We start from the raw sequence: 13,128 nt of genomic DNA, 5'->3' as shown, positions 1-13,128 counted from the left end.
CCGAACGGCGATCCGGCCGGCATCGCCTCTGGCGGCTTCTGCTCCAGCCCTTCTTTTCCGCATAACCGTCGCGGGGGGCGTGGATGAGCCTGCTTGATCTCTTCTCAACCTATCTTTACGGGCTCAAGCTCGTTGCCATCATCACCGCAGTGGCGATGCTGGTGAGCGGCATCGATGATCTCGTCATCGACATCGTCTACTGGGCGCGGCGCCTCTGGCGCAGCCTCACCGTGTATCGCCAGCACGACCGCATGGACTACCGCGCGCTCTACGTGCCGGATGAGAAGCCGCTCGCCATCATGGTGCCGGCCTGGCAGGAGACCGGCGTGATCGGCCAGATGGCCGAGCTTGCCGCCACCACGCTCGATTACGAGAACTACCACATCTTCGTTGGCACCTATCCCAACGATCCGGATACCCAGCGCGATGTCGACGTGGTCTGCGCGCGCTTTCCCAACGTGCACAAGGTGGTATGCGCCCGCCCGGGGCCCACCAGCAAGGCCGACTGCCTCAACAACATCCTCGATGCCATCCTGCAGTTCGAGCGCGCGGCGAACGTGCAGTTTGCCGGCTTCATCCTGCACGATGCCGAGGACGTGGTCTCGCCGATGGAGCTGCGGCTCTACAACTTCCTGGTCGATCGCAAGGATCTGATCCAGATCCCGGTCTATCCGTTCGAACGCAACTGGACCAGCTTCACCAGCCTGACCTATCTCGACGAATTCACCGAGCTGCACGGCAAGGACGTGCCGGTGCGCGAGGCGCTGGCCGGGCAGGTGCCGAGTGCCGGCGTCGGCACCTGCTTCAGCCGCCGCGCGGTGCTGGCGCTCCTGGCCGATGGCGACGGCATCGCCTTCGATGTGCAGAGCCTCACCGAGGACTACGACATCGGCTTCCGGCTCAAGGAAAAAGGCATGGCCGAAGTGTTCGTGCGCTTTCCGGTGGTGCGGGAGGACGAGCACAAGCCCGCGCCCTTGGGCCAGCGCAGGCGCAGCGCCAACGTGATCTGCGTGCGCGAGTACTTTCCGGACACGCTGCAGACTGCAGTGCGGCAGAAATCGCGCTGGATCATCGGCATCGTCTACCAGGGCTTCAAGACCCATGGCTGGACCAACAACTGGGTGCTCAACTACTTCCTGTGGCGCGACCGCAAAGGGGCGATCAGCAATTTCGTCAGCTTCCTCGCCATCCTGATCTTCACCCAGCTGCTGGCGCTGTGGCTATACCAGCGCTTCTGGCCGGATGCCTATCACTTCATGTCCATCTTCGAGGGCGACGCCTGGCTGGTATGGCTGCTCAAGGTGAACTTCGTGCTGATGAGCAATCGCATCCTGCAGCGCATGCTGTTCGTCACCGGCTATTACGGCCTGGCGCAGGGACTGATGGTGGTGCCGCGGCTGTTCTGGGGCAACCTGATCAACTTTCTCGCCAATTGGCGCGCCATCAAGCAGATCATTGCGCAGGGCGATCCGCGCCGCGTCGCCTGGGACAAGACCACGCATGACTTCCCCAGTGTCGGCGGCGAGAACCGCGCCCGCCGGCCGCTGGGCCAGATCCTGCTGGCCCACGGCGCCGTCAGCGAAGCACAGCTGGAGCGCGCGTTGCTGGAGCACCGCGCCCGCGGGCTCAAGCTCGGCAGCTGGCTGGTGCACCACGGCGTGGTTGATGCCGCCACGCTGGCGCGCGCCGTCGCCGAGCAAAGCGGCGTGGCGCACGAGGAAGTCGACGCCTATGCCCTGCCCGAATCGCTGCGCGCGCTGGTGCCAGACGAACTGGCGCTGCATTACGCGGTATTGCCGCTGCGCGAGGAGGGCGACACGCTGGTGCTGGCGAGCGAAGCCTTCATCGATCCGGTGTCGCTCGCCGCGCTCGGGCGCAAGCTCGGCCGGCCGGTGCGCTATGTGATCGCCGGCATCGGCGAAGTCACCGTAGGCCTGCGCCACTGGTATGCGCGGCGGCGCGACGCCGATCCACGCGCCCAGCTGCACGCCGCCGCAGCGCGCTACGGCCTGCCACAGGACCAGGTGCGCCGGTTGTGGCAGCGCTACGTGGCCCGCCAGATCATGTTTGCCGACATCCTGATCTCACTCGGCCACCTGGAGGATGCCGCGCTCAAATCACTGCTGCTACGCCACGAGCGCGAGGACATGGCGCTGGGCCAGTTCCTGGTCGGGCAGAACGTGATCAGCGCCGACACGCTGGCCGCCGTGCTCCAGCAGCAGCAGACCGTGCAGCTGTCGATGCCCGCGCTGCTGCAGCAATCCGGCCTTCACCTTGCCGATGGAGCCGCTGAAGCATGATGCCGCGCCACCTCGCCACGCTGCTGTTGATCGCTTTCGCCGCCCCTGCGTTCACCGCCAACGAGCGCCCTGCCGATCTGGGCGCCGAAGTCAGCAGCTATCGTCGCTTCATCGTCTACCCTCGCCTGGAAAAGGCCTTCGCCGCGCAAGCGCAGGGCGACCTGGCACGCGCAATCCAGGAATTCGAGGCTGCACGCCGGCTGGCGCCGAACAGCCCTACCATCCTGCTCTACCTGGCCGATGCCTATCGACACAACGGTGAGCCCAGCCGGGCCGAACCGCTGCTGCACGAAGCGCTGCGGCTGGCGCCGAACGACGCCAAGGCACGCGACGCCCTGCTGGCGCTGCGCGCCGATCTCGCGCCTGCGCCTGTACCGGCCAGCGGGATCGCCACGGTGACTACGCCGACACCCGCTCCCGCCTCTCCCTTGGAAAGCGCCCCGGCCGCAACCGGCCCTTCCCCCGCGCTGCAATCCGCGCTGGCCGCCGTGCAACGCGGCGACTTCGCCGCAGCCGATGCCGTGCTGGCCGACACCGCCTTCGCCACCAGCAGTGAAGGCGTGACGCTGCGCCGCGCCTACGCGCAGCGCGCCATCTACCTGCAGCGCTGGGCCGCGGCCGAGGCCCAGCTCAACGCACTGCAAGCCGCGGGCCGATTGACCGCCCGCGAGCGCAGCCAGTGGCTCAACGTGCTGCTCAAGCAAGGCCGGATCGCCGCAGCCAGTCAGGTCATCAAAGCGTCCAGCGCTGCACGCGACCAGCTCGCCTACGCCGATGCGCTGGCCCGGCGCGGCGATACCGCCGCGCTGGCGCGCTATCTCGCAGCCACCCGCCCGGCCTTCCAGACTGCGGCCGATGAAGCGCAATGGATGGGCCTGCTCGGCCAGGCCGTCGACGTGCAGTACGCCAGCTATACGCCACACTTTGCACAGAATCGCCGCAGCCAGGCCGAGGCGCTGGTGCCGCGCCTGGTGCAGCAGGGCCGGATCGATGCCGCATGGCGCCTGCTTTCTCCATTGCCGCTCGACGTGCTGGTGCCGGAGCGCTTCACCATCGCGCTGCAGCGTGGCGAGCTCGACACCGCCGGCCGGCTGGCCGAGCGCTGGATGAGCCGCGCTGGCGCCGATCTCGCCCTGCTCGACCGCCTCAGCTACCAACTGCTCCAGGCCGGAGGCAGCGATCAGGCCGCGCGCCTGCTGCTCGATGCCTACCCGTTCGGCAGCGGCCGGGACGAACGCCGCATCGTGCTCGCCGATCGGCTGGCCGCGCTGATTGCGGAGCGGCCGGAACGGATGAATGAGGCGGATCGCCGTACGCTGGCGCAGCCGCTGGAAGGCGCGGGCGAGCGCGCCCGCCAGGCCGTGCTGTTCGCCTCGCTCGGCCGTTGCGACACCGTGCGCAGCCTGCTCGGTGATCTCTCGCCGGAGTATCGTGAGCAGGACTGGATGCGGTTGGGCGACTGCTATCGCGAAGAGATGCCCGGGCTCGCGCAATACGCCTACGCCCAAGCCGCAGCGCTGGACGACAGCGGCTATGCCGCACGCACCCTCGCCTACCAGGCCTTTGCCAATGGCGACTACGCGGCGGCACAGGCCGCCTGGCAATCGCTGCCTGCCAACGACCTGATGCCGGGCGAACTGCTGTCGGCCGCAACCACGGCACTGGCCGCCGAGGACCAGACCAACGCCCGCCGGTGGCTGGACCGCTACCAGGACCTCGGCGCAACGCGCAACGACGAGTATTGGTGGTTGCGTGCCCAGAGCAGCGCAGTCCCCGCCGAGCGCCGTGCCGCGCTGCAGGCAGCGCTCGAACAGCATCCCGACGTGCGTTACTACATGGCGCTCGCCGCACTGCAACGCGAAGCGGGCGAGCACCGGGGCGCACTCCAGTCGCTCGAAGCCGCGCAGGCGCTCGATCCGGACAACGCCCAGCTGCTGGCCGCACTGGGCTATGCCTACTGGCAGGCCGGGGATGCAGCCAGGGCACGCGATAGCCTGGAAAACGCGCGCTGGGCCGATCCGGACAACCCTGCCCTCGTCGAGCAACTGGTGTACATCGAGCAGCGCCTCGCCGACAACGAATCGGCGCGCCTGTACGCACGCCTCGCCGTCGACACGCTGCAAACGCATCAGGACGACTGGACCGATGCCGAGCGCGACAAGGAATACGCGCTGCGCCGGCTGCACGAGGATCTGGGCCGACGCTGGACGCTGAACTACGGCGGCTTCGTCGGCAGCAACAGCGGCGCGGTCGGCCGTGGTGGCGAGCCGGGCACGGCCTACCGCAGCTATGGCCAGCTGGAGTTCGACTACCGGCTCGGCGATCCGCCGATCCGTGATGGCCGCACGCTGTCGGCCTATGCCCGCGTCTTCGCCGGCAGCAGCGACGGCGATGGCGGCCTCGCCGCGCTACCGGTGCACGATGCGATGCTGGGTGCCGGACTGCGCTGGAAGCCGCTGCGCGACCACATCCTCTATCTATCCGCCGAGGCGCAGACGCCGCTCGGTGGTACGGGCGACACCGACCTGATGTTGCGCGCCAGCGCCTCGCTGCTCAACGACGGTCGCTTCGCCGATGAATGGCATCCCAGCGGCAGCGGCTGGCTGGCGCAGAATCTGTATCTGGATGCCGCCTACTACCTGAAACAGCAGCGCTTTGCCGCCACTGCGGATTACCGGCTCGGCTACCATCGCAAGCTGGGCGACGGCCAGACGCTGGAGCCCTATGCCCACCTGCAGTACAACCTGGTCCAGGACGACGGCGACAGCACCGACCTGCGCGCCGGCATCGGCGTGCGCTGGCACGTGTGGTACGGCGCCACCCGCTACGATGCCTGGCGCCACAAATTCACCGTCGGCGTGGAATTCCAGCACGCGCTCGACACCTACCTGGCCGATGACAACACCTTGATGCTGACCTTCGGAGGACTCTGGTGATGCGACGGGCCGCTCTCTTGCTCACCATGCTGTTGGCGCTCGCCGCGCCGGCACAGGCCATGACCGCGCTGTTCTACCAGCCTCAAACGCGCGATCTGAGCCAGCCCGCGGAAAACTGGCCACGACTCTTTGCCACTACGCGCCAACTCGGCTTCGACACCCTGGTGGTACAATGGACGCGCTACGGCAACGGTCTTGCCACCCCAGCCCAGCAGGACTGGCTGGCCGCACGGCTTATCGAGGCGCGCGCCGCCGGCCTGCAGTTGGTGGTTGGCCTCGCCGCCGATCCGGATTTCTTCGCCCGCCAGCAGGCGCCGGTGCAGGAGCTCGGCAGCTATCTCGCCACCCTGCGCCGCAACGACCTGCAGGCCGCGCGCAGCTGGCTGCAGCGGCTGGGCCCCGATGCGATCGCCGGCTGGTACCTGCCCTCCGAGCTCGACGACGCCCGCTGGCGCGATCCCGCCGCCCGCAAGCTGCTGCTCGATGGCCTCGGCCAGCACGTGGGCGAACTGCGCAAGTTGTTGCCGCGGCCGGTCTACATCAGCAGTTTCTTCGTCGGCAACATGGCGCCAGCGCAGTACCGCGGCCTGGTCGCCGACGTGGCCGCCCGTGGCGCGCACGTCTGGGTACACGACGGCCGGGGTGTGGGAAAACTGAATGCAGCCGAGCGGGCGCTCTACCTCAAGGCAGTGGGCGATTGCCCCAATCCGGCGGCAGCAGGCGTGGTCTACGAGCTGTTCCGCCAGACCGCGCCGGATGAAGCGTTCAAAGCCGAACGCCTGCCCCTCGCCACGGCCCGGCCACTGTTGCAGCAGCGCGCACCCTGCGGCGGTGATAGCGTGTTCTTCTCGCTGCGCTATCTGCCACAGGCTGGCGAGCGGATCGACGAGTAAGCCGGCTCAGAACGGCGCCGGGCTTTCCCAGCGCATCGCCTCGCCGGTCACCGGGTGTGGCAGCTCCAGCACCGCAGCATGCAGCAGCAGCCGTCCGGACTTGGCCTGCGCGGCCGGCTGCGCATACAGCGTGTCGCCGAGAATGGGATGGCCCAGCCACTGCATGTGCACGCGCAGCTGGTGGGTGCGGCCGGTCACTGGCTCCAGCAGCACCCGCGTGGCGTCGAGCGCCGCGTCGTAGTCCTGCAGCCAGTAACGAGTGAGCGCGCGCTTGCCGTTCTCATGATCGACGATGTGCAGCGGCCGGTTCGGCCAGTCGACATTGAGCGGCTGGTCCACCTCGCCCATGCTGTGCTTCGGCTTGCCCTCGACCACGGCGACATAGCGCTTGTCGACGATGCGATCGTGGAACAGCTTGGACAAGCTGCGGTGGATGTCCGGATTGCGCGCCAGCACCATCAGCCCGGAAGTGTCCATGTCCAGCCGGTGCACGATCAGCACGCCCGGATAGCGTGCGGCGGCGCGCGTTGCCAGCGAATCGGCCTTGTCCTCGCCGCGGCCGGGCACGGCGAGCAGGCCAGCGGGCTTGGCAAGCACCAGCAGGTGGTCATCGAGATGAACGAGGTCGAGGCCGGTATCGGCCGGAGGCTGGTAGTGGCTCACTGCGAAGGTCTGGCTAATCCAATTGCATATCGGCGCAACGCACAAACAACAGCGTCGGCAAGGCCGTACTGTCAAGTTTGTGCAATGGCGGGGAGGTGGCGATAATAGCGCGGTTTCCAGCCCCCAATGAGATCGGCTCTCACGCCAGACTGGACCCCAATGGTCGTCAAGAAATTCTACGGAGCCACCACCCGTGATGCGCTGCGCCAGGTTCGCGACGAACTGGGCCCCGATGCGCTGATCCTTTCCAACCGGCAGATCGCCGGCGGCGGGGTCGAAATCATGGCCGTGGCCGACTCCGATGTCGCGGCCCTCACCAGCATTCCCAGCACCCCGACCAAGCCCAGCCCTCGTGCGGCACAGAACGGTGCCAAGCTGATCAACAGCGCACAGGCCAGCGCCCCGGTGGTGCCCGCGCCCGCCGCGCCGGTGAACCGCGCGCTGGCCCGCTCCTATGCGATCGCCGACGAGGACCAGGAGCCGACGCTGGACGACACACTGGCCGACGCAGCGCCGCTGGTGGTGCGCAGCAACCGTAGTCCGCGCCCGGAACCGCGCCTCGAACCCCGCCCTGCCGCGCCTGCACCGCGCCCCGTTGCCCGCGTGGCCGAACCGCGCCTGCCGCCGGCCTCCTTCAGCTTCGACGATGAAACACCGGCCGAGCCGCCGGCCTCGGCCGAGGCCATGGAGGACATCGCCCGCGAGATCCGCCTGCTGCGGGGCCTGTTGGAAAGCCAGATCGCCGGCATGGCGTGGGGCGAACTTTCCAAGCACGCGCCGGAAAAACTCGAGGCCTTGCGCCAGTTGCTGGCCGCCGGCTTCTGCCCGGCGCTGTCACGCCAGCTGATCGACAAGATGCCCGGCAATCTCACGCTGGATGCCGGCATGCGCTGGGTGAAGGCCGCCCTCGCACACAACCTTGCCTCGGTGCAGGGGGGCGACGACCTGATCACGCAAGGCGGCATCGTTGCATTGATCGGCCCCACCGGGGTCGGCAAGACCACCACGGTAGCCAAGCTCGCCGCGCGCTGTGCGCTGACCCACGGCCCGCAATCGGTGGCGCTGCTGACCACCGACAGCTACCGGATCGGTGCGCAGGACCAGCTGCGCATCTACGGCCGCATCATCGGCGTGCCGGTGCACGACGTGAAGGACGACACCGATCTCGAGCTGACGCTGGCCGATCTGGCCGACCGCCATCTGGTGCTGATCGACAGCGTGGGCATGGGCCAGCGCGACCAGCGTATCACCGAACAACTGAAGCTGTTCGGCGCCGATGCAGTGCAGACCGTGCTGCTGCTCGCCGCCAACGCTGCGCCCGCCACGCTCGACGACGTGGCCCGCCGCTACAAGAACGAACACCTTACCGGCTGCATTCTCACCAAGCTCGACGAGGCGATGAGCCTGGGTGGCTGCCTCGACATCGCCATCCGCCACAAGCTCAAGCTGCACTTCGTCACCAACGGCCAGCGCGTGCCGGAAGACCTGCACGTGGCCCGCGTCGACTACCTGATCGACCGGGCCTTCCGTACCCAGACCGATCGCGGCGCCTTCGAGTTGAAGCGCGACGAATACCCCCTCTACATGGGCAGCCAAGATGCCCCACTCGACTTCACGCTGAATGTCGGGGGAATCCGTAGCTGAGCGTCGACGGCAGCGAGGAGCACGCCATGAGCAGCGACTTTTCGGGTTTGAAGCGCGACAGCCAGACGATGCCTGCCGACGTGGCCGAGGCGCTGGCGCAGCGCAACCTGATGGCGGACGACCACGCGCGCCCCACCTACCAGCAGAACGACTACCTGGGCTGGATCAGCCGGGCCAAGCAGGCCGCTACCCGGCAGAAGCGGCTCGACCAGATGCTTAGCGAACTGGCACAGGGCTGCGTCTACATGGGCATGCGGCACGCCCCCTCGGTGCGGAGCTGACCGTGCTACCCCGCCCCACCCTTTCCCGATCATGCGCGGAGCGCCGGTCATGAGCAGCAGCCCTTCCTGGTCGCGCGACCAGGCGGCCGGCTTGCGGGCGCTGGTGGCCAAGCCCAGTTGCCGCTCGATCAGCTTCAATGGCGGCCGTGGCGACAGCGGCAGCACCACGCTGGCGATCAACCTCGCCGCCGCGCTCGCCGAACGCCAGCGCAGCGTGATCCTGCTCGACGAATTCGACGGCCTCGCCAACGCGGCCGCCCGCCTGCGGCTGGCCGGGGAATGGCGACTGGAACACGCGCTGCGACGCGAAGCCTCGCTCGCCGACACGCTGATCACCGTGCCGGCCGGCTTCGGCATCCTGCCGGTATCGGCACGACCGGAACAACTGGCGGCGCTGAACGAGCGCGAGCTCGACTGGCTGGCCGCCGAGTTCGAGAGCGTGACCGGTGATTGCGACTACCTGCTGCTGGACAGCCGCCCCGCCACCGGCGCGGCGGTGCCCGGCCTGTCGCTCGCCGCCGACGACGTGGTCGTCATCGTCACCAACCGCGCCGAATCGATCACCGACGCCTACGCCACCATCAAGTTGCTGTACACCGAATACGCCCGGCGTGATTTCCGCGTGCTGGCCAATCGCGTCGACAGCCTTGCCGAGGCGCAGCTGGTGTTCGGCCGCATCCGCGACGTATCGCGCCAGTACCTCGGCGACAAGGTCAAGCTCAAGCTCTCCGGCTATGTGCCGGAGGACGAAAAACTCAAGCGGGCCACCCGGCTCGGCAAGACCGTGCTCGATGCCTTCCCGCAAACCGAATCCACGCTGGCCTTCCGCCAGCTCGCCGACAGCATGCTGCGCTGGAAGCGCCCGCAAGGCAGCAGCCCGGCAAACTTCGTGCACCGGCTCGTCGAATCGAGCCGTATCCTCAACGACAGGCTGGGCCAGCCATGAGCGCCACACTGACCCTCGACGGTGATCGCCTGAAGCTGGCCGGCCGGCTCGACGCCGCCGGTTGTGCCCAGATCTGGCCGGCTGCACGCGAAGCGGCCAGCGACGGTCGCACCGCAGATGCCAGCGCCGTCGACTATTGCGACGGCATCGGTGCCGCCCTGCTGTTCGATCTCAGCCAGCGCGGCGTGCACATCGAGGGGCTGGCCGAACAGTTCGCCCCGCTGCTCGCCGAACTCGATCCGGACCAACCATTGGTGATCCCCGAGACGCCGCCGCCGGAAGGCCGCGTCACCGCACTCGGCCATGCCGCCGCCAGCTGGTGGCGCGAGACCCGCGACGTGATCGCCTTCATCGGCGAAACCGTCGCCTCCAGCGCTGCGGTGCTGCGCCGCCCAGGCGAGCTGCGCGTGGCCGAGACACTGCGCGTAGCCGCCAGCGCCGGCGCCGACGCGCTGCCCATCGTCTCGCTGATCGCCTTCCTGCTGGGCGTGATCCTCGCCTTCCAGTCGGCGATCCCGATGCGCCAGTTCGGTGCCGAGCTGTTCGTGGCCAACCTCGTGGGGCTGTCGCTGGTGCGCGAACTCGCGCCACTGATGACTGCCGTGCTGCTGGCCGGGCGCACCGGCGCCGCGTTCGCGGCCGAGATCGGCACCATGAAGGTCAATCAGGAGATCGATGCGCTGACCACGCTCGGTCTCGACCCCTTGCGCTTCCTGGTGCTGCCGCGATTGATCGCCGTGGCGCTGACCGCCCCTATCCTCACCCTCTATGCCGAGCTGATCGGCATGTTCGGCGCGGCCCTGGTGCTCACCGGCTTCGATATCCCGCTCGCCACCTCGGCCACCCAGATCCAGGGCTTCGTCGACATGAGCGACTACCTGACCGGCCTGGGCAAGGCCTTCGTGTTCGGCTTGGGCATCGCCGGCATCGGCTGCCTGCGCGGCCTGCGCACCGGCAGCGGCGCCCGCGCCGTTGGTGCCTCGGCCACCAGTGCCGACGTTCAGGCCATCGTGATGCTGGTGGTCGCCGATGGCCTGTTTGCCGTCGCCTTCTACTACCTGGGGTGGTGATGAGCGAGCCCATCATCCGCGTGGCAGATCTGACCTGCGCCTACGGCGACAACGTGGTGCTGCGCGACGTGAGCTTTGAGGTGGCGCGCGGCGAGGTGCTGACGGTGCTCGGTGGCTCCGGCTGCGGCAAGTCCACGCTGCTCAAGCACCTGATCGGGCTGGAGCATCCGGCTGCCGGCCGCATCTGGCTGAACGGCCAGGAGCTGACCGAGGCGACCGGCGAAGCCCGCCGCGCCATCCTCGCCTCGTTCGGCGTGGCCTATCAGGCCGGTGCGCTGTTCGGCTCGATGAGCGTGCTGGAGAACGTGATGCTGCCACTCGCCGAGCATACCGCGCTCGATGCACCGGCGCGCGAGCTGGTCGCACGGCTCAAGCTCCGGGAAGTGGGGCTCGAGCAATACGCCGACTACGCGCCGGCCAATCTGTCGGGCGGCATGCAAAAGCGCGCCGCCATTGCCCGCGCGCTGGCGCTCGATCCGGCCATCATCTTTCTCGATGAACCCTCGGCCGGGCTCGATCCGATCACTTCGAGCGAGCTCGATGCGCTGATCCTGCGGCTGGCACGGGCATTGCACCTGACCTTCGTCGTGGTGACACACGAGCTTGCCAGTATTTTCGCCATTGCCGACCGCGGCCTGATGCTGGATAAACAGGAAAAAGGCATCATCGCCGTCGGCAAACCCGCCGACTTGCGTGATCATCACCCCGATCCCCGCGTGACCCGCTTCTTTCGCCGCGGTGAGGAGACCGTTTGAGCCAAGCCAAGACTCCCTATTTCCGCCTCGGGCTGTTCATCGTCATCGGCCTCGCCATTGGCGCGGTGCTGTTCGTCGCCTTCGGCGCCGGCCGCTGGTTCGCCAGCACCATCACGCTGGAGACCTACTTCGACGAATCGGTGCAGGGGCTCGACGTCGGCTCGCCGGTGAAATACCGCGGCGTGGCACTCGGCACCGTCAGCAAGATCGGCTTCACCGGCAACAAATACGATCACGAGCGCGGCCAACCGCAATACGTGCTGGTGGAAATGGAACTCAAGCCCGATCGCTTCCAGGCTGGCGGCGGCGACGTGCCGGACCAGGGTCTGCTTGATCGCCAGATCGAGCGCGGCCTGCGGGTGCGGCTGGCCCCACAGGGCCTTACCGGCACCAACTATCTGGAAATCGACTACGTCGACACCAAGAGCAACCGACCACTGCCGATCGGCTGGAAGCCCGATGCGCTTTATATTCCCTCCGCCCACAGCGCGGTGGCGCAGATCATGGAAGCCGCGCAGAACCTGATCACCAAGACGCAGAACCTCGACATCGAGGGCACGGTCGCCCGGCTGAACAAGCTGCTCGACACCGCCGAGCGCCAGCTCGGCGACGTCCCGTTCAAGGATCTGGCTGCTTCGCTGCTGCGTGTGAGCGAACGACTGGAGAAAGTGCCCACCGACCAGATCGGCAAGGATGCGCAATCGCTGCTGGTGGAGCTGCGCGCCACCAACGCCAGCCTGCAGCAACTGGTGGCCGACCCGGCGTGGCAGCGTGCCGCCAGCGACGTCGCCGCTGCCGCCCAGGGCGCGAAGAGCGTGCTGAACGATCCAGCGCTGCCGCGCACGCTGCAACATCTTGAGCGGGTAACCAGCCGGCTCGATGCTCTCGTCGGCAGTCGCGACGACGAACTGGCCGACACGCTGGACAACCTGCATGCCATCAGTACCGAGCTGCGAACACTGACCGAACGCGCCCGCCACAACCCGGCCGGCCTGCTGTTCGGTGCCGATCCTACTCCCTATCCGCTGCCCCGATGATGCGCCTCGCCTGCCTCTGCCTTGCCGCCTTCCTCACCGCCTGCGCCGGCAATCCGCCTGCCGAATCGCACTACCGCGTCGAGGCCGAGCGCAGCGGCACCGCCGCCAGCGCGCCCCGCTTTGCCGGCAAGCTGCGCATTGCGCCGCTGCGCGCCGCCGAAGGCTATCGCGACTGGCGCTTCGTCTATCGCGAAACAGACTACCGCTATGCCAGCGACCCGTATCGCGGCTTTGTCGCGCCACCGGCCCAGCTCGTCACCGAGCGGCTGAGCGCCTGGATCGCTGCCAGCGGCCTGTTCGGCGAAGTGCTGGGCGCGCAGCTCGATGCCGTCGACTGGACGCTGGCCGGCCGGCTCGACGCACTGTACGCCGACCTGCGCCCGAACGGCGAACGCCAGGTCGTGGTGCGACTCAATCTGGTACTGAGTCGGGACGGCCAGTTGCGCGACAGCCGTAACATCACCGCCGCAGCGCCGATCAGCAGCATGGATGGCGATGGCATCGCCGCTGCCGCCGATGCCGCGCTCGGCAACGCGTTCCGCCAGTACGAAGCCGCACTCGCCCTCACAGACCCGGCGCTTTCCCGCTAAACTGGAGCTGCCC

11 protein-coding genes are annotated in these 13,128 nt (G+C 67.9%); 10 read left to right on the top strand and 1 reads right to left on the bottom strand.

The annotated features are described in order from the left end of the window. The first annotated feature begins 83 nt into the window (after positions 1–83). From nfrB to FLM21_RS06475, 3 genes are read left to right on the top strand one after another with little or no spacing between them, the layout of a single operon-like run. Positions 84–2,300, top strand: coding sequence for a cyclic di-3',5'-guanylate-activated glycosyltransferase NfrB (gene nfrB / locus FLM21_RS06485; protein ID WP_148714781.1), 2,217 nt, complete (start codon positions 84–86; stop codon positions 2,298–2,300). Further along, a complete protein-coding gene (locus FLM21_RS06480) occupies positions 2,297–5,236 on the top strand; it encodes an NfrA family protein (RefSeq protein ID WP_148714780.1) in 2,940 nt (979 codons plus the stop codon). Before nfrB ends, FLM21_RS06480 begins: the two co-directional genes overlap by 4 nt. Next, positions 5,236–6,129, top strand: a complete 894-nt coding sequence (locus FLM21_RS06475; protein WP_148714779.1) for a DUF4434 domain-containing protein — start codon at positions 5,236–5,238, stop codon at positions 6,127–6,129. The genes FLM21_RS06480 and FLM21_RS06475 overlap by 1 nt, the downstream gene beginning before the upstream one ends. A 6-nt stretch (positions 6,130–6,135) precedes the next feature. Here the strand turns inward: FLM21_RS06475 and FLM21_RS06470 are convergent, their stop codons facing one another. Beyond that, positions 6,136–6,792 carry an RluA family pseudouridine synthase gene (locus FLM21_RS06470; RefSeq protein WP_148714778.1) on the bottom strand — a complete coding sequence of 219 codons (657 nt, stop codon included), beginning with the start codon at positions 6,790–6,792 and terminating at the stop codon, positions 6,136–6,138. Positions 6,793–6,951: 159 nt separating this feature from the next. Between FLM21_RS06470 and flhF the strand changes: the two genes are divergently transcribed. The 7 genes from flhF to FLM21_RS06435 are packed head-to-tail and all read left to right on the top strand — an operon-like array spanning position 6,952 to position 13,115. After that, positions 6,952–8,436 (top strand): flagellar biosynthesis GTPase FlhF, encoded by a 1,485-nt coding sequence (gene flhF, locus FLM21_RS06465; protein WP_148714777.1) that lies wholly within the window; start codon positions 6,952–6,954, stop codon positions 8,434–8,436. A 26-nt stretch (positions 8,437–8,462) separates the two neighbouring features. Further along, positions 8,463–8,717, top strand: coding sequence for a YdeI/OmpD-associated family protein (locus tag FLM21_RS06460; RefSeq protein ID WP_148714776.1), 255 nt, complete (start codon positions 8,463–8,465; stop codon positions 8,715–8,717). 49 nt (positions 8,718–8,766) lie between these two features. Continuing rightward, a complete protein-coding gene (locus FLM21_RS06455) occupies positions 8,767–9,663 on the top strand; it encodes a MinD/ParA family ATP-binding protein (protein ID WP_187360114.1) in 897 nt (298 codons plus the stop codon). Then, positions 9,660–10,733, top strand: coding sequence for an ABC transporter permease (locus FLM21_RS06450; RefSeq protein WP_148714774.1), 1,074 nt, complete (start codon positions 9,660–9,662; stop codon positions 10,731–10,733). The genes FLM21_RS06455 and FLM21_RS06450 overlap by 4 nt, the downstream gene beginning before the upstream one ends. Continuing rightward, positions 10,733–11,488: an ABC transporter ATP-binding protein gene (locus FLM21_RS06445; protein WP_148714773.1), complete on the top strand. Its 756-nt coding sequence runs from the start codon at positions 10,733–10,735 to the stop codon at positions 11,486–11,488. The genes FLM21_RS06450 and FLM21_RS06445 overlap by 1 nt, the downstream gene beginning before the upstream one ends. Beyond that, entirely contained in the window at positions 11,485–12,525 is a 1,041-nt protein-coding gene (locus FLM21_RS06440; protein WP_148714772.1) for an MlaD family protein, read from the top strand. The genes FLM21_RS06445 and FLM21_RS06440 overlap by 4 nt, the downstream gene beginning before the upstream one ends. Then, on the top strand, positions 12,522–13,115 hold the full coding sequence (locus FLM21_RS06435) for an ABC-type transport auxiliary lipoprotein family protein (protein ID WP_148714771.1): 594 nt from the start codon (positions 12,522–12,524) through the stop codon (positions 13,113–13,115). The genes FLM21_RS06440 and FLM21_RS06435 overlap by 4 nt, the downstream gene beginning before the upstream one ends. Positions 13,116–13,128 lie beyond the last annotated feature (13 nt).

The organism is Chitinolyticbacter meiyuanensis (assembly GCF_008033135.1).
Taxonomy (GTDB): Bacteria; Pseudomonadota; Gammaproteobacteria; order Burkholderiales; family Chitinibacteraceae; genus Chitinolyticbacter; species Chitinolyticbacter meiyuanensis.
Note: the sequence above shows the minus strand (reverse complement) of the source record. Positions and strands in the feature narration are given on the sequence as shown.

What these genes read in the sequence shown, in the direction of transcription:
- FLM21_RS06475 (WP_148714779.1), top strand. Translation starts at nt 5,236, where the DNA reads ATGCGACGGGCCGCTCTCTTGCTCACCATGCTGTTGGCGCTCGCCGCG.
- flhF (WP_148714777.1), top strand. Translation starts at nt 6,952, where the DNA reads ATGGTCGTCAAGAAATTCTACGGAGCCACCACCCGTGATGCGCTGCGC.
- FLM21_RS06435 (WP_148714771.1), top strand. Translation starts at nt 12,522, where the DNA reads ATGATGCGCCTCGCCTGCCTCTGCCTTGCCGCCTTCCTCACCGCCTGC.
- FLM21_RS06480 (WP_148714780.1), top strand. Translation starts at nt 2,297, where the DNA reads ATGATGCCGCGCCACCTCGCCACGCTGCTGTTGATCGCTTTCGCCGCC.
- FLM21_RS06455 (WP_187360114.1), top strand. Translation starts at nt 8,767, where the DNA reads ATGAGCAGCAGCCCTTCCTGGTCGCGCGACCAGGCGGCCGGCTTGCGG.
- nfrB (WP_148714781.1), top strand. Translation starts at nt 84, where the DNA reads ATGAGCCTGCTTGATCTCTTCTCAACCTATCTTTACGGGCTCAAGCTC.
- FLM21_RS06450 (WP_148714774.1), top strand. Translation starts at nt 9,660, where the DNA reads ATGAGCGCCACACTGACCCTCGACGGTGATCGCCTGAAGCTGGCCGGC.
- FLM21_RS06460 (WP_148714776.1), top strand. Translation starts at nt 8,463, where the DNA reads ATGAGCAGCGACTTTTCGGGTTTGAAGCGCGACAGCCAGACGATGCCT.
- FLM21_RS06445 (WP_148714773.1), top strand. Translation starts at nt 10,733, where the DNA reads ATGAGCGAGCCCATCATCCGCGTGGCAGATCTGACCTGCGCCTACGGC.